The organism is Shinella sp. GW821-FHT10F02 (assembly GCF_058809275.1).
The window spans coordinates 277,380-295,559 of sequence record NZ_JBXASL010000010.1 but is presented as its reverse complement, the minus strand read 5'-3'; the positions used below and the strand labels follow the sequence as shown (position 1 = coordinate 295,559).

At 58.2% G+C, this 18,180-nt stretch carries 20 protein-coding genes; 1 reads left to right on the top strand and 19 read right to left on the bottom strand.

The genetic code is table 11. The annotated features are described in order from the left end of the window. Positions 1 to 1,479 (bottom strand): type IV secretory system conjugative DNA transfer family protein, encoded by a 1,479-nt coding sequence (locus AC1RWL_RS28795; RefSeq protein ID WP_493096856.1) that lies wholly within the window; start codon positions 1,477 to 1,479, stop codon positions 1 to 3. Positions 1,480 to 1,588: 109 nt separating this feature from the next. On the opposite strand from AC1RWL_RS28795, the gene AC1RWL_RS28790 reads away from it, so the two are divergent. After that, positions 1,589 to 2,494: an ArdC family protein gene (locus tag AC1RWL_RS28790; RefSeq protein WP_493096855.1), complete on the top strand. Its 906-nt coding sequence runs from the start codon at positions 1,589 to 1,591 to the stop codon at positions 2,492 to 2,494. 316 nt (positions 2,495 to 2,810) lie between these two features. Here AC1RWL_RS28790 and AC1RWL_RS28785 read toward each other — a convergent pair whose 3' ends face one another. The 18 genes from AC1RWL_RS28785 to AC1RWL_RS28700 form a co-directional block, all read right to left on the bottom strand. Next, complete coding sequence (locus tag AC1RWL_RS28785) at positions 2,811 to 3,059, bottom strand: hypothetical protein (RefSeq protein ID WP_493096854.1); 249 nt, start codon at positions 3,057 to 3,059, stop codon at positions 2,811 to 2,813. Next, positions 3,059 to 3,271, bottom strand: a complete 213-nt coding sequence (locus AC1RWL_RS28780; RefSeq protein WP_493096853.1) for a hypothetical protein — start codon at positions 3,269 to 3,271, stop codon at positions 3,059 to 3,061. Before AC1RWL_RS28780 ends, AC1RWL_RS28785 begins: the two co-directional genes overlap by 1 nt. Positions 3,272 to 3,604: 333 nt before the next feature. Beyond that, positions 3,605 to 4,033 carry a D-Ala-D-Ala carboxypeptidase family metallohydrolase gene (locus AC1RWL_RS28775; RefSeq protein WP_493096852.1) on the bottom strand — a complete coding sequence of 143 codons (429 nt, stop codon included), beginning with the start codon at positions 4,031 to 4,033 and terminating at the stop codon, positions 3,605 to 3,607. 11 nt (positions 4,034 to 4,044) lie between these two features. Next, complete coding sequence (locus AC1RWL_RS28770) at positions 4,045 to 4,335, bottom strand: hypothetical protein (protein ID WP_493096851.1); 291 nt, start codon at positions 4,333 to 4,335, stop codon at positions 4,045 to 4,047. Then, positions 4,332 to 5,462 carry a phage head spike fiber domain-containing protein gene (locus AC1RWL_RS28765; RefSeq protein WP_493096850.1) on the bottom strand — a complete coding sequence of 377 codons (1,131 nt, stop codon included), beginning with the start codon at positions 5,460 to 5,462 and terminating at the stop codon, positions 4,332 to 4,334. The genes AC1RWL_RS28770 and AC1RWL_RS28765 overlap by 4 nt, the downstream gene beginning before the upstream one ends. Positions 5,463 to 5,608: 146 nt before the next feature. Beyond that, positions 5,609 to 5,902, bottom strand: coding sequence for a hypothetical protein (locus tag AC1RWL_RS28760; protein ID WP_493158565.1), 294 nt, complete (start codon positions 5,900 to 5,902; stop codon positions 5,609 to 5,611). Positions 5,903 to 5,926: 24 nt separating this feature from the next. After that, positions 5,927 to 7,603, bottom strand: coding sequence for a hypothetical protein (locus tag AC1RWL_RS28755; protein ID WP_493096849.1), 1,677 nt, complete (start codon positions 7,601 to 7,603; stop codon positions 5,927 to 5,929). Further along, on the bottom strand, positions 7,600 to 8,931 hold the full coding sequence (locus AC1RWL_RS28750; RefSeq protein WP_493096848.1) for a hypothetical protein: 1,332 nt from the start codon (positions 8,929 to 8,931) through the stop codon (positions 7,600 to 7,602). The genes AC1RWL_RS28755 and AC1RWL_RS28750 overlap by 4 nt, the downstream gene beginning before the upstream one ends. After that, positions 8,931 to 9,695 carry a hypothetical protein gene (locus AC1RWL_RS28745; RefSeq protein ID WP_493096847.1) on the bottom strand — a complete coding sequence of 255 codons (765 nt, stop codon included), beginning with the start codon at positions 9,693 to 9,695 and terminating at the stop codon, positions 8,931 to 8,933. Before AC1RWL_RS28745 ends, AC1RWL_RS28750 begins: the two co-directional genes overlap by 1 nt. Continuing rightward, complete coding sequence (locus tag AC1RWL_RS28740) at positions 9,679 to 10,125, bottom strand: GNAT family N-acetyltransferase (RefSeq protein ID WP_493096846.1); 447 nt, start codon at positions 10,123 to 10,125, stop codon at positions 9,679 to 9,681. The genes AC1RWL_RS28745 and AC1RWL_RS28740 overlap by 17 nt, the downstream gene beginning before the upstream one ends. Further along, positions 10,125 to 11,024 (bottom strand): virulence factor Pgp3, encoded by a 900-nt coding sequence (gene pgp3, locus AC1RWL_RS28735; protein ID WP_493096845.1) that lies wholly within the window; start codon positions 11,022 to 11,024, stop codon positions 10,125 to 10,127. Before pgp3 ends, AC1RWL_RS28740 begins: the two co-directional genes overlap by 1 nt. Before the next feature lie 4 nt (positions 11,025 to 11,028). Then, entirely contained in the window at positions 11,029 to 12,777 is a 1,749-nt protein-coding gene (locus tag AC1RWL_RS28730; protein WP_493158563.1) for a hypothetical protein, read from the bottom strand. A 95-nt stretch (positions 12,778 to 12,872) separates the two neighbouring features. Next, a complete protein-coding gene (locus tag AC1RWL_RS28725) occupies positions 12,873 to 13,511 on the bottom strand; it encodes a phage adaptor protein (protein WP_493096843.1) in 639 nt (212 codons plus the stop codon). 125 nt (positions 13,512 to 13,636) lie between these two features. Then, positions 13,637 to 13,960, bottom strand: a complete 324-nt coding sequence (locus AC1RWL_RS28720; protein ID WP_493096842.1) for a hypothetical protein — start codon at positions 13,958 to 13,960, stop codon at positions 13,637 to 13,639. Between the two features lie 12 nt (positions 13,961 to 13,972). Next, a complete protein-coding gene (locus tag AC1RWL_RS28715) occupies positions 13,973 to 15,073 on the bottom strand; it encodes a phage capsid family protein (RefSeq protein ID WP_493096841.1) in 1,101 nt (366 codons plus the stop codon). 19 nt (positions 15,074 to 15,092) lie between these two features. Continuing rightward, positions 15,093 to 15,893: a hypothetical protein gene (locus AC1RWL_RS28710; protein ID WP_493096840.1), complete on the bottom strand. Its 801-nt coding sequence runs from the start codon at positions 15,891 to 15,893 to the stop codon at positions 15,093 to 15,095. Between the two features lies 1 nt (position 15,894). After that, positions 15,895 to 17,742, bottom strand: coding sequence for a portal protein (locus tag AC1RWL_RS28705; RefSeq protein WP_493096839.1), 1,848 nt, complete (start codon positions 17,740 to 17,742; stop codon positions 15,895 to 15,897). 6 nt (positions 17,743 to 17,748) lie between these two features. Continuing rightward, positions 17,749 to 18,144, bottom strand: coding sequence for a hypothetical protein (locus AC1RWL_RS28700; RefSeq protein ID WP_493158561.1), 396 nt, complete (start codon positions 18,142 to 18,144; stop codon positions 17,749 to 17,751). Between the last annotated feature and the right edge of the window lie 36 nt (positions 18,145 to 18,180).

The window sequence follows — 18,180 nt, the reverse complement described above, 5'->3', positions numbered from 1 at the left end:
CTACAGATATTTCAGGGTTCTGTTATCGCCGTCTCCGACGACTTTGGTGGTTTTCTTGAGCCGGACGCTCATCTGCGACATCACGGCCACCAGCTCGTCATTAGGCAGGGCGCGCAGCTGGTCGGCCTTAATTGCGCGAATCGCCTGCTCGCTCCAGCTTTGCTTTACCCCACCGTCGCTCTCGGCATAGCCTTTGTTGGCAATCGTCTTATCCCCGATCATACGGCTGACGTCCTCGTAAGTGGTCATCTCCGTACCTCCACCGAAAATCACAAGGTTGCTGCTGTTAGCGATGACGGATGCGCTTGGATAAATTTCGAACAGGTCGCGCATGCCCAGCATCCACATGCATAGGGATACGTCCATCTTGCCGGTCTCGGTCACGGCCGTGACCACGGCCTCACAATTTCCGAGCAGACGCGGCTCATCTAGGAGGATTTTCAGCTCCTTTGGAAACCGTGGTCGCCCTTCCCCATGATGCGCGTCGACGACGGTGGGCCACATTTTCACACGGGTGTTGATGGCATTCCCGATGATTAGCCGCGCCGCGTCGCCTTGGAGGTTCCCGCGTCCAATGGAAATGACCGTCAGTATGGGCTTGGGATTTAAGAAATTTTCTTCCCACGTGAACCCTCCCTCACTCGTAATCGCTGCGAAGTTATTGAGAAGCCACATCTGGAGCTTCCACGCCATTGTCGTCCCAAAGCTGCCACGCTCCTTTTCGCCTGCATCACGAAAGGCCGTCACGCCCGCAACTTCAATCGGACCACCCTCTTTCGCCATTTCGTCGAAAAGCTTGGCCCTATCCGCCTGCGAAGCGGTCAAGAGTCGGACAATCGAGGCCATGTTTGCGCCGGCGGGATCGGTGCGCAGCTTATAGGCAATGACGCCCGCAATCACCAAACGGGGAAACCTTGTAAAGTGCTCGTTCTCGCCCTTCTTGGCCTCCATGATGAGCTGGACGATCTGGTAGCAGTCGAGTGCCTGAAACATCGGATTACTGCTAACGAACGACAGCGGATTGTGCTTGTCGCTGGTTTCGGGCTTCTCGAAATTGAGGAACTGGGTCTCGTAGCCGGCGTCGATATAGTGCTGCAAAATCGCAGGGCGAATATCGCAGTGCGGGTCGAACAACAGCACGTCAGGCTTTTTGGTCCGCTCGGCCTGTGCCCGCAACATGGCCTTGGCCGCATTGGACTTCCCCGTGCGGCGCGGTGCGATGCCGATGACGCAGGCTTCGTTGTCGGTGTAGACGCGGCGCCCTTCCTGCAAGCCAATGTACCAGCCTTCCGGTCTGGCATGGGTTGTATTCTTCAGCTGCTTCCATGCCGCGAAGTGAGCGTCCCCGTGGACGGGCGACTTTTTCTGCAACCAGCTCCGGAAATTGCCAACGGCGTCCCGCGAACCCTTTATAGCGTCAATAGTTGCCGTGAATGCCCAGCGTATTACCAGAAAGGGTGCGAAAATAATGGTCCACATTGGCAGCATCCTTTAAAGTAACGCGTCTAGCCTGAACATCTTTAACCTTTCCAAAGCCGCGGGGATACCTTCGGCTAGATAATCCTGCATGGCCTTGCGAGGCTTAATCATGAAAGCCGCAGACCTCTACAACTCCGTTACCCAGCGCGTTATTGCTGACCTTGAGGCAGGAACTCCACCATGGACTAAGCCATGGAAGGAAAATAAACTCAAGGGTGTAGGCATGCTACCAAGCAACCTCATTACCGGCCGGCTCTACAGTGGAGGCAATATCCTCCTCTTGTGGCTGGCGGCGCAGTCCCACGGCTACCCGAGCCTCCAGTTCTGCACGTACCATCAGGTCAACAGCATCGGCGCCAAGGTGAGGAAGGGTGAGCGCGCCGTCCACGTCATCTTCACGAAGCACGTCCGGCGCGAAGATGCCGAGACCGGTGAGGAGAAGGCCGGGACGATGGTGAAGACCTATCCCGTCTTCCACCTGTCCCAGCTGGACAACGTTCCGGACAAATACCTCCTGCCGCAGGATGTACCCGACGAGGACATGACCCACGAGATGGCGCTCGACCTGCAAAAGGGGTGCGGCATCCAGACGGTCCACGGTTCGAACAAGGCGGCCTACTACCCCCAGCGCGACGAAATCGTCATGCCGAACTTCGGCAGCTTCGAGAGCGAGGATGCGTACTGGGGCGTCTGGAATCATGAGGCGACTCATGCGACCGGGCATAAGGAGCGCCTCGCCCGCGTCTATGGCAAGCGCTTCGGCGACGCCGGCTACGCGTTCGAGGAACTGGTGGCGGAACTGGGAAGCGCATTCCTGTGCGCCCGCCTGAACATCGCTCCGTCGTTCCGGTCAGCAAGCTACATCGAAAGCTGGCTGAAGGTCCTCAAGGGTGACAACCGCGCCATCTTCAGCGCCGCGAGCTACGCCGGCCATGCCGCCGACTGGCTTTGGGAGCAATCCTTCCATGCCGTCAACGACGACACACCTGAGGTGGAACGGCAGGCCGCCGAGTAGCGAAGTAAGACGCACCCTAGAGGTGCGTCTTTTTTAGACCCCGTAAGGCCGGCTCTCTAGAGCCTGCTGACGAGACGGCGACCCGAAGACCGGTGTGAGTTCAGCGTCTGGCTGCTTACTGTTCTCACGATCGAGTTTCGCTTCTTCATAGCTGTCAAACGGGCCGCATAAGACCCACTGCCCCGGAGGTCGCGGGATGATTTGCCGGAATTTGTAATAGTATTTGATTTCCATGGCGCGACATTACCGGCACGCCTCGTCCATCACAAGATCGAGATGCTGGACGCCTAACTGGGTGTCCATCGTGTCATCCTCGCTAATCGTTGCCCGATTTGCGAGATACACGATACAGCCCGCGCTGCTTGGCGCCGCGCAGGCGCTCATCGACAGACCGAGTGCTGTTGACCACAGCCATCCGCATCGCTTTATCCACGCGCTCAAGTTCATCTTCCGCGGCATTCCCCTGCGCGATCTCACGGCCGACCCAGCCGGCTACCAGCAGTTTGAGGGCTCCGGCAATCGACGGCCAGATGGCTTTCAGGAAGTCGAGGAGGGCCGGCCACATTACTGGACGGTCGTTGGGGAAATTTCTGCAACGGCCACGGCGGCATCCTGCGCGGCCTTCTCAGCCTTTGCCGCATGATATTGTGCTGCAAAGGCCGCAATCTGCGCATCGAGCAGGTTGGCGACCTCGGGATAACCAAACAGTTTGGCCGTTTGCACAGCGCCGCCCAGCACGAACACGACGGCAGCCGCCAGTGCGATTTTCTTAAACACGAGATTACCCTTTCATTTCAGGGTAATTCAATCACGTATTACGAGTATCGGGAAGAAGAAACAAGCGATGGACGGTCCGGCCGGAGCATCGCTCGCATCTCTTCGAATGTATATTCGGGGATACCATACGCCCATACGAGCAACTGAATCCTGCGTGTAGTCGATGGCCTAGATTTAAATACGGGAGTTTTACGTCGGCATTCGGGAGTCCGCGAAACCCGCTTGGATTTCGTCTTCGGCATGGTGCCCTCCATATAAAAGAGCGGGTCCACACCCGCTCCCCCAACATATTCGGAACGAAGGACAAAGGAGACCGTCCCAAATATGTCCATCCTAAACGTGTTTAAGCTCCTCGCCAACCGGAATCGCGATGGTCTTACCATTCACGTACTGCCAACTTGCACGACGCCCCTTGATGTCGAGGTGGATGAAGCTTTTAGCTATCCCGATGCCGGTGAAACCGAGTTTGATGGCATAAAGTATCAGGTCGCAGCGCTGGCGCTCCGTCCAGCCAACGGTGCGGATATCTACGGCTTCTCCAAACAGGTGCGCGGATGACGGCGCACCACCTACTGCCTGATTGCGCTCCGGCGTGCGGAAGCCACTGTTGACGACCAACGCCTTATCCATGAGGCCGCGAAGCGCATCGAGCATGAACACCACGCGCGGCTTCATGTTGCCACCGCTTCCCGGTCTATCACGGCTGTCAAATTCGGCGCGGGCAAAGTGCCGGACCTCCTTCCAAAGCGTTGCATGCATCATTGTCAGGTCTTTCAGTTGAATATCGCCGGCCAGTATTTTGCGAGGAACGCGCCTACCCCGCCGCCGCCCAGCCCGAGCGTGGCGCCGAACCCGATGGCGCGGTTCCGGTACTTGGCAATCTCGTCGTGCGCCTCCTCGGTCCGCTTATGAATTGCGCCCAGGTCGGTGCGGATGGCTGCCTGCTCAATCCGCATGTCCGAGCGAATCGCCTTTACGTCCTCACGGATTGGACCAAGGTGCGCTTCAAATAGCTCCTTAAGAAGCGATACTTGGATCGAGGAGAGGTCGTTGCGGCTCGTCATGTGATGAGCGCCTGAAACTCGCTGTCCGGAATGCGGACCGGAAAATATATGAGCCGTTGCACCCATGAGTAGGATACCTCGGTCGAGGTCTGGTAACGTCCGATCTTCAGGTTGTTCACTGAAGGTATGAGACCGGGGCTGGCGGCAACCACCGTGCCATTCATTCCGAATGCGGCATCGCCCTGCTTGAATGCAAAGCCCGCCTTCGTTGTCGTCCCTGCGACAGCAGCCGTTGAGCCGGTGTTTGCATTAACCTGCGCGACCCCACCGGCAAAAATCTGCGCGTTAAGCACGCCTACGCTGGATAGGCGGAGCCGTATGATGTTGCTGGTCGTACCATCGTCAAACGTCAACAGTGTTTTGTTGGAGACGTCCATTTGCTCGCCTATCAAGATGACCGTGCCTTCGGGCTGGTTATATCCGATGGTGGCGAGGTCGAGAATGGACGCAAAGTCGAGCGCACGGGTGGCCGTGGAGGCGCCTGTAGGGATGTAACTGCTAGCGAAACTGCCGGTCTCCTGCTGCGGGTGCGCGACGAAGAATGTTTGTCCCGTTCCGGCATAGGAGACCGCATTGGCTGCGCTAAGTCCCTGCACAGTTACGCACCGAAAGTTGGCCACGTTCGTCATGCTGATGGCTATCCACACGCGGTACCAGCCACCGCCTTCATTGATGATACCGTACTCGGTATAGGTGAACGCACTGATTATCGTCCCGTTGGACAGGTCAACCTTTACGTTGCTGTCGTTGGCGCTCCAGAACTGGTTTTTGAATGTTACCGCCACCTTCGTCAGCGTTCCGGCTTTGACCCGTACGGACATCGTGCGCATCTCCGTCGAAGCAGGCGCGTCGGCCCTAGCCGAAGCTATGACGTGGGCATCGCTTGTGCCGCCGTCGGTGACCTGAATCACCGTACCAAATCGCGGATCGGACACTTCAATCGCGGTGGCATTGTACAGGTTCCAGACGGTCGAGCCATTGCTGGTCCCGCCTGATGTCGGGGTGCCAAGCGTCTCGGAGTTGCGGATGAGGTTAGTGCGGGCCCCCTCAATGAGAAGACCGCGCGGGGCCAAGCTGGCGGGGTTGGTGTCGAGGCGGGCAACGTCAACCGCGGCGGTCTTATACATGGCCGCATTATCGAAATACGGCGCCGGTGATGCTCTGGAAAAGGCTATACGGCTGTCTAAGCTGCCGGAAGCAAAGTCAAATCCTACCAAGCGCCTTGCGCCTATCGGGTAAGGTCGCCCTACTCGCCCAACGCCCGCCAGCATGTCTAGACCTGCCGCATAATGTGGAGTGTACCGTCAGCAAATTTGCGGAGGACTGCAATTTTCTGGCCTGAGACGATTTTCTTGTAGTGAAGGATGCCAGCCGGTAAAGGCTCGCTGGCTACCGTCGCGGTCGGGTTCACTCCGGCTTCCCAATAGCAATCGACATCCGAGTGGATGCAGACAATTTCGAAGGGTCCGTCTCCGCCTTTGATGGCGGCACTCTGGGCAGACGCGCTCGTTACCGACCGCGTTATGGTTTGCGCGGTTTGCATGACGCTATCGGTGAGGGATGGCATTACATTAGCTTTCGTTGATTTACTCTAGCGCCTACGCGTTGGCTCGGCAACTGTTCGCGCAACCGGCACGGCGGTCGACTCCGTCTGGCCGGCGAGTTCCTGAAATTGCTGGCGGACACCCTTGTCGGGAATGTTGTTCGTAATCACTCGCATCGTCTTCTTGCCCATCGCGTCGCTCCCCGCCAATTTCGAAATGGCGGCCACGAGGTTTCGACTGTCGCCACCATTCTCAATCAGTCCAAGGACCTTCTCTGCCTTGCCGCGACCAAGGAGCTTCTGGAGATATCGAGCTCCGGTACCGGTGACGGTCAGAGCAACGGCAGCTCCTGGTCCGCCGCCAAAGGAAACGAGCCCACCGCCTACAAGCGGCATGAACACGTTATTGGGCTCGAAACCGAAGCGGCCGAGGCCTTTGGCCAGCCATTCCGCTGTCGAGTTTTCAGAAGCCTCGCGGAGCCCTTTGATTTCCTCTTCGGTGAAGCCTCGAAGGCGTTTGCGGTTCTCCAACAGGCGCTTGAGGCCCACTTTAATCTTATTTGGGTCGCCGTCGGCCAGCTTTACGATGTCCGACACGGCCTCAAACTTTCGGAAGGTGCTCCATTGGGACCGTGCAGAGAGGAGCTGCTCGACCGCAGCCGTGTCGCCACCGAGGATATCTGTCTTTCCAAGGCGGCCGACGGCATCGTCAATCGCTTCGATGGCCACGCTGGCCTTCATGGCATCGGCGTTGGCGCCGTCAAGCTTAGTGGTATTACGCTTGACCACATCACCAAAGAGCTGGCGAAACTGGTCCAGCTCCTCAAGGCCAAGGTTACCCGCGCGGGCTGCATTGCTAAAATCGTCCATCACGGAGAGTGTGTCGGCATGAAGCCGCGCGTTGAGCTTACCGGTATCACCCACCGCAGCCTGCACGCGGTTGCTAATGTTTACGCCGGTCGGCTTGGCTATTACGGCGCCCGCATCCTGTGCCGCGCTGTAGCTCGCTGATGCCTGTTGCTTGAGTGCGGAGGCGGCCTCGTCCAACTGGCTTGCCGCGCGAGACTTTGCACCGGCAGCCACGTTGGCCGACCCGGTCGCGGCAACACGGGTGCCCGACTTCACAATCTCCCCCACCCCCTGAGTCGCACCGCCGGTGGCGGCACCGACGACAGTGTTGGCGGAGCGGCTCTCACCCTCACCAACACCGGTCGCAAAACCCTGCGTACCGCCGCGGATGGCAGAATTCAGTATACGTCCGCCGACCTTAACTGCGGTCTCCACCCCCTCTTTCGCTTTTCCGCCAGCCCCAAGAAGCCAGCTCGCCGGATTGGACGCAGCTTCGGTAAGGGTTCCGACGACGTCGCCGCCGACACCGCCTGCAAGGTATTTCTCCCGCTCATCGTCAATAATCTGGCCAGCGGCAACCTTCGATTTCGTCAGGTCGGGCACGATGGGGCCCCCGACGCGCTCCATACCGAACATGGGCGTTGGGTCGATAAGCTCCATCACGGTTTGCAATCCGCTCACAGCACCCGCCTTGGTTGCCGGCAACAGGGTGTCGCGCATAAAACTCCGCTCTTTAGGAGCTTCAGCCTGAAAGGCCTTTACGGCTTCCACCGTCGTACCTTCCTCAGCAATGTAGGCGTCGATATCCTCTTCGGGCGCACCCATCTCGACCATCTTGGCCACGTTATCCTTCACGCGGGCGACGTCGAGGCTCACTTGAGGCCGTACTTTTCCTTCATGGAGGGCTGCGCAGTCGTTTCCGGAGGAAGCTCACCCTCTGCGAACATTTTTCGAAGGGTCTCAATAGCGTTCAGGTTGCTCTGTAAATCGCGCGACGGGTCGGTGGCTGCCTGCATGTAAAACTGCAACTCGGCGTTACTGTTCATCTGCTGAGCCGACATGCCGGTGGAGTTCTTGATCGCCGACATGAGAAGCGGAAGGCTGTTCCGAATGGATTGCCGTACGGATTGCTCGCTCGTACCTACAGCGCCTCCCGCCTTCTGCCCCAGCTCAGAGCTGCCGGCCTTCGCAACAAGATTTTGGAGGGCATTGTTTTCGGTGCTGACGATTCCCCCCATTTTATTCAAGCCCTGATAGTGACTGGAAATATCGTCGAGGATGGATGCCACGTCCTTCTTGCCCTTGGCCTTCTCATCGATTTTGGTCTGAACGTCGTAAGCCCGCTTCTGGCCGGCGCTCAGCTCTGGAAGGTCGCTTGCAGTGACCGCCGGAGGGGGTGCGATAAACTCCGTATCCGTTGAGGGAGAAGGACTTGCGCTAATCGGGGATGGCGCCCTGCGCTGCTCGGCCAGTGCGTCATAGGAGTTGGCCTGGGCTCGCTCGGTGGCAATTCTCGCCTCATTCAAGGCCAGTTTTGCCGCATCCTCCTGCGCCCGTAGCTGGGCCTCGGTTCGAGCGGTGTATGCATCCGGCGCGTAGCGCTGCAAAAGCCCGTCGAATGGGATTGACCGCCCTCGCACCTCTGTCCCGTCGGGGTTCGTCCATACCGCCCGCACCTGTTTCGTGCCGTCTTTCGGGTTAACGTCGAGGATGATGTTGTTGATTTCCATGCCGCCCGGACCATCATCGCCAAGGAGCGTCGCGACCTCCTGGTTCGCCTTGACGAAGTCAACGACCGGCTGGCTGTTGCCGAGCTCCAGCGTCTGAAGAACGTCACCTACGACCTTGCCATTCTGCATCATCAATTGGTCGGCAAGCTGGGCGTTGGCCAACTTCGTACGGATGGCATCCGTCTCCGCGGCCACCGCCTCCTGTCTCGCCACCTCTCCGCGAATAGCTTCGAGCTTCTCGTCGCGCTTGCCTGCTTCGGCTTCCTTCATGCCTTGCCCGACGCCACCTGCAAGACCGCCAAGAATTGCGGTCAAGGGAGTAAGGCCGCCGGACTGGGCAATACGGCCAGACGCATCAATTAGGCCCTGTGCCTGCGTCTCCCTTCCCGTCTGCTGTTTTGCGAGGTCAATCTGCGTGTTTACACGGGGCAGCGGCCGGTTGATGAGTTCGGAAAGGGAAATCGTATCAGCCATCAGAACGCTCCTCCATATTTTGCGCGCGCGGCGTTGGAAGCGGCTATGCTGACCAAGCTGAGCACGTTTGAAAGACCGTTCTGGCCCGCGGCATTACGCTGTTTCGCCGCATCAAGTTCGGCGTTGTATCGGTTCCACTGGCCCTGCATGTTCATGTTGGCGAGGGACAATCCGCTTTGCATATTGTTTGCGGCGGCACCGGTGAGACTGTTTAGGAGGGCGTCCTGCCGGCCGGTGGCTAGGCTGTATAGACTCAAGGCGTTGTTCTGCTCTTGAGAGCGGACGTCCTGCTTTATCTGCTCACCATCGCGGCCGATTTGCTCAAGGCCCTGAACATAGGATTTGTTGTTACGCGACCGCTCCTGCACGGCTGCGGTGCTGTCGTCCAGACCGCTGCGGGCGAGCGACCGCGTGGAGGCCTCACTTGCCGATTTGAAGGACTGATCAAGGATTTGCTTGTTGGTGGTGGTGAAAGCATCGACGTAGTCACGGAGGCCGTCGATCTGGTCCACATCGAAGTTGGTGGACAGTTCCTCGAAGCGGGCGAGGTTCGATTCGGCAATGCGCTTGAGGTTGTCTTCCTCCGCTTGCTGTTCGGTAGTGAGGGGAAGCCGGCGGGTGACAACGGTCCATGTGCCATCTGGCTGCTGAACCTTTACAGACTCGGTTTTATTGATTTCATCCCGCGAGTTGACGAAGTTATCGACCGCATTCTGTTGCGGAATCGCCGGGGTTTCGACCTTCGGTTTAAAGAGACTTCCCACGCATGACAAACTTCCGTTCAAATTCTTCGCGAGTGAGAACCAGCTTCACCCATCCATCCTCCTCACGGAGGTCTGCAAGCTCAAATCCCATTTTCAGGGCAGCCTTTATCCCCTTCGGGTTGTAAGCCTCCACCGTGATGCAATCATTCTGCGTCAACTCGAATCCAGCGGCAAGGATATCTTTGCATATACCTTTGGTTATGGAGGGTCGGCCGAGTGTAGGCGACATGACCAGATCAAGGCAGGGTTCGCCGCAGCCGTGATAGGCAGCCCATAAAACGACATGCCCGTCATGCCGGACTATGAAGGCGGTCGCGCTATCGAGTACGGGATGCGCGACGTCATAAGGCGGGAGATCCCGAAAGCGCACATCGTCCAGCAACGCATAGATGGCTGGAACGTCCGCCGTGCAGGCGCGTATGACCTCCACTACCCCAGCTCTTCGACGGTTATCGAGCAACTGGCAGCGCCTCCAAACAGGCGATTACCTGCGTTGTCGCCGTTGACATAGCTCGTTGCCGACGTTGTCAGACCATGTCGCACCTTGAACGTTGTCGCCGCTGTCGAACTTGCGGGCACATACGCGATAAGTGTCTTGGCCACGACTTGCGAAGGCGTACCAAAGGCGGCAGTCACTGCAATGGCATTAGCGCCACTATCCCTGAAAAGCGCGGCGACATGGCTCGCACCATTCCCTGAGGTGGAAAAGAAGTTGACCATCACCTTGAGGGTGGATGCCGCTTTTTTGGGCGTGTAGTTTACCGTGACGATCTCCGTGCCCTCGGTATTCTGCGGAATCGTGTCATCGAGCGGTATTTGACCCGTACAGGTTATGACTGCGTTCGTAGATGCTTGGGCGCCGCCGAGGTGCGCGACATTTTTGAAGGTCATGTCGCCAGCAAGGTAAGTTGTGGCGTTGGCCGTACCCGAGCCGATATCGGCTGCCACAATCGCACGAAAGGCGGGCTCGTCAGCGACACCGCTTGCGGGCCCCGCGTATATGAGGTTGGCCGCCTGATCTACTTTGGTCACCGCCAAGGTGCCGCCTTCGGTCACCGGACCACCCGAGACGCTGAACTCAGGCGGCATTGCCAGCGCGATGCTTGTTACCGTGCCCGGTGTCGCCTCCTCCAACGCGGTAATCCGCTCATCCTGCGTCTCGATCTCATTATCATGGTCGGTAAGTACATCAAAGGCCTTGTTGATGCCGCCATCCACCTTCACAGAAGAAACCTTGATGCCGTTGTTGCGGTCGTCCTGATATTTCGTGCTGTTAGTGATCGGGTTTGCCGGTGTGTAACCACCGGCGGGCCGAGTTATTGTTCCCACATACCTATCTTCCTATCGGATTTATACCAAGGACACTGAACGGTCCGCCAACTTCTGACAATTTAAACCTGAACCTGAAATCGTCACAGAGGAACCGGTCGCTGCTGATCGGGTTGATCACATCGCCGTCCCACGTATCCTCATCCCAATCGGATTCGTCCCACGTCGCGCCGGTTACGGTAACTGCGAACTCGACATTCACCGAGCTTCGGTCATTGGTGTTGATGAATCTCTCAATCACCATGGTGCCGGTCTGGGCTTCCTCCATGAGGATCTCCCATGCGCGATTGCTCCACCGGCTGCTGCCAAGGCGCATCCATGGGCTCTCCCAGACGCAGTCGAAGGCTGTTCCGTCGTCATTGTAGGAAATACCGGCATCGAGGTCGCTGCCGTTCGCGTAAGCGTAGAGCTGCCCGCCACGACCCACTAGAAGGCGCCCGTCCGTCGCGCCGAGGAAAGCGCGCGCGTCACTGAAGAACCCGCTGAAGAATACCCAACCGCGGGCGTCCTCGTTGATGACGTAGAGGGGCATGGAGATGTCATCGAGCTTGAAGCCGTAATAGCCGTCGCGGTCGTAGTAAAAGCTTCGTGCCTTCCGGTAGGCAGTGGCGCTCGCGGTCAGGATGGCGATTTTCTCGGACGCATCGCCCTCGATGTCGCTGCCGAGGTCGGCGGCAATCTGGAGATTCTGGGTTTCGAAGACGCGGCGCAGGCTACGCGCGCCGTAGGTCGTGAAGAACAGCGTGTCCGAGGGGAAATCCTGCACCAGCTTTGGATGGACGATACCCACGGGGATGGTTTTTACCCACGCCCAGTTCTGCGGGTCGGAAGGGTCGCTCCCCGCATACAGGTATAGCTGGTTGCGCCCCATGAACACCATGTTTCCGTCGGTAGAACGGATGGCGAGCAGCTCGTCAAAAATGCGGGCCTTGTTCTCTATATTAAAGAACGGCACCTCTTGTGTCGGATTCGTACCCGACTGGCTGAACCAAGCATTTTCGTTGTTGGGGCTGTCCGTATAGTAAACCTTGAGACCGTTGCTCCCACGATAGGTTTTAGGATGCTGTTCACCGCCGGACAACGCGAACAGGATGTCATGTTCGGCGAAGAGGTAGCTGAACGGCGGCGGCGTATCGTAGTACTCGACCCGCTTAATCGCCTGCGTTGAGGCGGGAAATGGCGTTCCGCTCACATTGACCGTCAACGTCTGCGTTCCCGAGTTGAAGCTCGTACTGGCGATGGTGGCAGTCACCGCGCCGGCCGATTCAAATGTGACGCGGATGCTTCGCCCGTTCGGGAACTTGTCGTTGCCGCCACTTCTGACAATCGTGAATGTGTTGTTGTCCACCCACACAGGGCTTGAGCCGAGGAATACGTCATTGTCGGCATCATAGTCGGATACATACTCGCCTAGATCGACAAAGGCCGATCCGTCCCACGCCATATTAGGGTCCAGCCCGTTTACGACAACGAGCTTGCCATTGAAGGCCTGCCAGAACAGCGTCCCGTCAGTATCCAGTCCGGCCTTGACTTGCGTGTAGGCGCCGGTTGTTTCGTCCAGCGTGTATATTTTGCCCGCGTCGGTGTAGACGAGAAGCTGGATGGAGCCGTCCGATTGGCGGTATTCCATTATCTCCAGAATGTTCTCTCCGACAATGGCGGCGCCCTTCTTACCGAGGCCGTTGCGCTGGCGCCCGCTGCCCGCCTTGGACTTGTTGGGCACGATGTTGAGGATGAGGGTGGCGTAGTTCATTCCCTGCAAAACGGTTGCGGAGCGCGCACTGTTCGTCAGCTTCCGCGGGAACAGACTGATAAGCCGTCCGTCCCAAAGCCCGCTCCTGATGCTCATTAGATGGCACTCCGGCTACGAACGGGCGCCTGCGCCGTGTAAGCGGTCAGGAACGTCCGCAACCGCTGCTCCACGTCATCGTACATACGTTCCGCCATCGCCATTTCCGCCGCGCTGGCTTTATCCCGCTCGTCGTACGCGATGATTTTCAGCGTTTCCCACACGAGGATGTCATGGAACATCGGCGGGATAAGAATGGCGCCCTCATCGGAATTACTCGTGAGCACGGCCACATTGGGCACCGCCCGCACGGTCAGCGTGGTCGAGTTGAGGGGGTAGGTCCGGATATTACCGAAACCCTCCTCGTACCAGTAGAACGGGGCGCCGCGCATATTGAGAGCGTTATCCTCTGCCTGTATCGCCTCTACGCTTTTTTTCTCCAACGGCTGCGAGGATGCACCCGTATTGCGGACAGAAAGGACGTAATATGGCACGGGATTGAGCGTCCCTACCCCGTCAGTGATGGTGACGACTTGCGTTGTGGCCGCGAAGAACGGGTAATCCCGCACGATGATGTCGTAGACCTTGCGGTACGCCATGTTCAGGTAATCGACCAGCTTTTGCGTATCGCTCGCGAGACCACTGTTCCCAACCAGCGCCTGGTTGCGGAGGATGCTTAGAATCTGGCTCGCATTCACGCGGCATGGCTTTCATTTAATTTGGTGGGGGCTTTGACCCGCCCCCGTGGGTTTACTGGTTACGATCCTACGAAATGTCGATCGTCACGAGCGAACCGCTGACCAGCGCTCCCGAAGTGCCGTTGCTACTGCTTCACGTAGAACGTCGGACTGACGAATACGATGGCAGGGAACAGCGGACGACCCGAGGTATCGCGCACATTCGCCGTCCACGCCGCAATGGGCACGGACGAAGGAGGCGCGTCGATGGTCAGTGCACCGGCCGAGACGGCAGCCGCGGTCACGGTTCCTTTCGCGTAACCGCTTACGGGTTTGGTGCCGACGCCGGTGTTCGCCTTGCGGACGACTTCCGTGACCGAAATGTCGGCCGCTTGGACCGGCAGCACGGGTAGGATTGCCACGACGAGCGCGGAAACGCCAAAGAGGATGTTCTTGATGAAGTTCTTCATTTTCTGTCCTCCTTATTCAACTGCCGCGGTGTAGTGGTGCATTACGCCGAAGGCCTGACCCGTGCCGCTGGTGTCTTCGACCAGTTGCTTGGCACCCGTAACCATGGAGAAGCCAGCCTGCACGATTTGACCGTGGTCGCTGTCTTCGATGGTGACGATACCGCGGTTGTCGGGCGCTGCCATTTTCATGGCGCGGTTGCCCGGCGCGAGCGCGGTCTTACCAAAACCGACACCAACAGCCTGAGAGCCGAGCAGAACGTTGTGCGCGATCTGAATGCCAGAGGCCTCGATCATTGCGTCATTGTTGAACTCGTACATCATCACGCCCTCGTACTCGCCGATGTAGTCGGAACCGGCGATGAGATCGAACTCCGGACGGTCCTTGTATTTCACGAGGTCCTTGAAGTTCGTGTCCTGCTTCAGGTCACGGATGGCGAGCGGGTGGCCGAGATAGATCCACTTACGGGCCGGAGCGCCGTTGGCGTTCACGACCTTCACGGGATTCATCTTCAGGCCGCCGGTCACGGTCGCACGCTTCGCTTTGAGGGCGAGAGCGGCAATGTCGGACAGCTTGAGCTTGTCATCGGTATTGTCGATGTTGCCCTTGGCGGTCGCTGCGGTGGCGTTCCAGTTGGTCTCGGCCGAGCCGTAACGGTAGCGGGATTGCGCTCGACCATCGGAGGTGTCGAGAAGGGCGGCCAGAATGATGGCCTCCATCTTCTCACCTACAGAGCGGCGCAACTCGATCTTGTCGCTTTCGAGCAGGTCGAAGGTGGTGCGCTGCTGGCTCATGGTGTAGCCGGCGATTTCCACTGCAACACGGTGAAGATCGATACCGAGTTGGTCGGTCACTTTGACGAGCTGCACGGCGGCGTCATCGAGACGCGTATTGCCGCTCACCCAGTCTTCCGGACGGACCTGACCGCTGAAGACGAATTTGAAGATATCGCCTGCGACCTTGTCGAACGCCTTGGTGAAGATCACCGCGTCGCTGTTGTTGCCCATCAACCGCTTGAAACGGTTGTCTTCTTTGTAGCCCCGGAACACGAAGTCCGCCACGTTAATGGGTTTGGCTTCATGCCCGGTGCCGATAGTCGGGGTAAAGGTTGTCATTCCCCGGTACTTTCATTGATTACAAGTCTGCGTAGAACCCTCCGGTCCGTCGGGTTACGACGGCCGGCGTGTTTACGCTCGTTTTCGGCTTATGGACGACGGTCTGTGTCCCGCCACCCTCGCCCCCACTGCCCTTAAGGGCGGCGATTTCGGCTTCCAGCTCGGTAATCCGCGCCTGCTGGTCAGTGGTTTTTTTGGTCAGCTTACGAATGACCGGCAGCGAGCGCCCACCAGCTTCCTTCAGGTCGCCGATTTCCGCGCCGATCTCCTTACCGCGGCTGAGGATGTAATCCACAATCACGGCATCGGGGGTCGCGTCGAGGCGGGCCCGTTCGTCAGGGTCAACACGCAGGAGGATGGAGTAGTTCTGGATGAGATCGTTCACATCGCCGTATTTGTCGTCAAAATACGCTTTCGAGTTCGACACCTGCTGGTCGAAATAACGGAGCTTATCGTCAACGGCGTCCTTATCGACGCCCTTTTCGATCCATGCCGCCACCTCTTTTCCGTCCACGCCATCAACGGCGAGGTCGGCATCTTCCAACAGGCCCTCATCCTTCTGTTTTTTCAGGAGACGCCGTAAGGTCTCGGCCCTCCCCTTAACGTTGGCAAGTTTGTCGCGGCCGGATTTATTCTCAGCCTCCAGAGCGCGGATTCGCTGGTCGCGTTCGTCTTCCGGTTCTTCTTCTTTCTTGCCGTCGCCTACACCTTCTGCTGTCGCAGCTTCCTCAGCATCGTCATCGTCGCCTTCGAGCGCGTCTTCAACCACATCCTGCGGCTGGTTATCGTCCAAAGGGTTCTCGATTTGATTGTCGTCCATATCAGGCACGTCCCACTATATTACTGGTTATTGCAGCGGGTATGGCCCCCGCTTGGCCTTGAGTTATCCCTTGCGGGCGTCCTGCAAGCTTGTCGGCGGCATCTCTCTGCTGGGCCTGCGCCTCAACTGCCGCCTGAACTCCGGCTTCAACTTCCTTACGGAGCTTGGCGTTCTTCAGAACGCCTGCAATGTCGAGTAGGCCGGGTGTAAATTTGTCGGGGCTAATGCCAGCCTGCACCAGCTCGAAGAGCTTGATCCGGGTTTCCTCCTGCTGGCTGGACACGTCCATCGTCTCTTCAATCGAAACGTCGTAGGCGCCAATGCGTACGTCCTGCCGCATGACGGTCTTGCCGTTCTCGCCCTTCACCGGCTCGTTAAGGCTGACCGACTGGACCACGCCCTCGTCGTCGGTGACGTTGATGACCTTGTTTTCGGTAAAGGTGGCGCGCACCAGCCAGAGTAGCTTGTCGGCCCAGCGGTACTTCGCGTCCATGAACCGGTCGAACATGAGGGCAATGGTGGTTTGGGATGCGGCCTGCCGGCGCTGGATCGCGATGCCGCTTTTAGCATTGGTCTCAACGCCCATCATCTCGTCGTAGATGCCGAGGGCTTTTTGCACGTCGCCGTCCGCGAGGTGCAGGGCCTCGTAAAGCTGGGCAACCTGACGCTCGTTGTTCTCGAAATCGAACCGCTTGCCCGCCTTCACCTCGATCATGGCGTCCGCGCGGTTTATCTCCTTAGCAACGGCTGCCTTGTTGTCTACCGCCCCCGTCTCCATGACGATGCGGTTGTTGTTCATGTACCAGTAGGCCTTGGAAAGCACCCGGTTATAGAGGTTCTGCGGGTCGCGGGCGGCGCGGACCAGACCATAAGGACGACCGGACATTTCCTCACGGAACGCCACGATGGGCGTGAGCATGAGATCGCCGCGTGCAGGGTTGAGCTGGTACGGGCTCTCAAACCAATCCAGCATCACGTCACCGGAAAAATAGCAGATGTAGGTCTTGTAGCCCTTCTGCTCGATGATCTCGTCGCCCTTGGCGCGGTTTTTCTCGGCCTCCTTCTTGTCGAAGGTCTGATAAACGGCGTCATTGTCCTTGGAGGTGTAGACGTAATATTTCGCAGCGACGCGGTATTCAAATTTGATCACGCACAGCTCGTCAAAATTCTTGTCGTAATAGGCGCCATTAGTGACGAGGCGCAGGCGTTCGCCCTGAACGCCATAATCGGAGCTACCACCGACAAGTTGCGAGCCATTCGCAGCAAGGGCATCGATCTCGGCCTCTTTCTCCTCGAAGATGAGCTTCCACTCCTCGCGACTCTTCCAGATCATCAAGGCGTTAAAGCCCTGGTTGGTCAGGTACTGGCTGCGGTCACGAACGTCCCACACGACGTCAAACACGCTCTCGCGGTTTTCACGGATGACACCGTCATCGACATCAAAGGCGTGCCACCCGAGCCCGCAAATGATCGCCGACACGCCCGCTTCGCCGATAATGCGCATGGACTTGTTCTTGTCCTGCACGAACATGGCGAGGGAGCTAAGACCCTCGGCCGTCTTCACTTCTTCGTCGGCGCCGGTGCGGCTCTTGTAGGTAATGGTGGTACGGGCCTGAATGGCCTTGCCGGCCACGCTGTTAATGCGCGGGCCGATGAGGTTGTGCTGGAATGGGCGAATGCACGACTCGTGCAGCTTTTCGAGGTCCTCGGCCGAGAATGACCGCCCCTCGTAATAGTCGTAATCGCGGCAGGCGTCGTCATGCCAGCCGCGATAGGCTCCGCTAAGTACCGTCGCCTCAAAAATGGACCGGCACTTTGCGAATTCGTCAGCGGCTTCTAGCTTCGCCAACCATGGCTACTTCCGCTTGCAAACCGTCATGCCATCGCGGTCGATGCGCGGCTCCAACAGCACGACAGTGCTGTTGGCCTTCACCTTGTGCGACGGGACAAGTGTGAGGCCGTCTTTTTCTTCACGGGCCTTGCCGTAGTTTTCATCGGAGACTCGCTGGTACTCTTGCTCGGAAGCTAGTCGGGCTTCTTCGTCCTTCTTTTGCTCTTCCACAATCCGTTCGGCCTCTGCCTGTGCATCAGCGGCTTCCTGCGCCTCATCGTTATTGGGAGCGGGCGCGCTAACCTCGCCCGACTGTCCTACAGCGTCAGCCCCTGTTGCGTCTTCGGGGCTGACGGCAGCGCTCACGGGGTCAACAGCCGGCTCCGTCTGGGGCTGGTTGGGGTTCGATCTACGGGACATGCTGATTACTTTCGTTACCGTCATAATATAAGCATC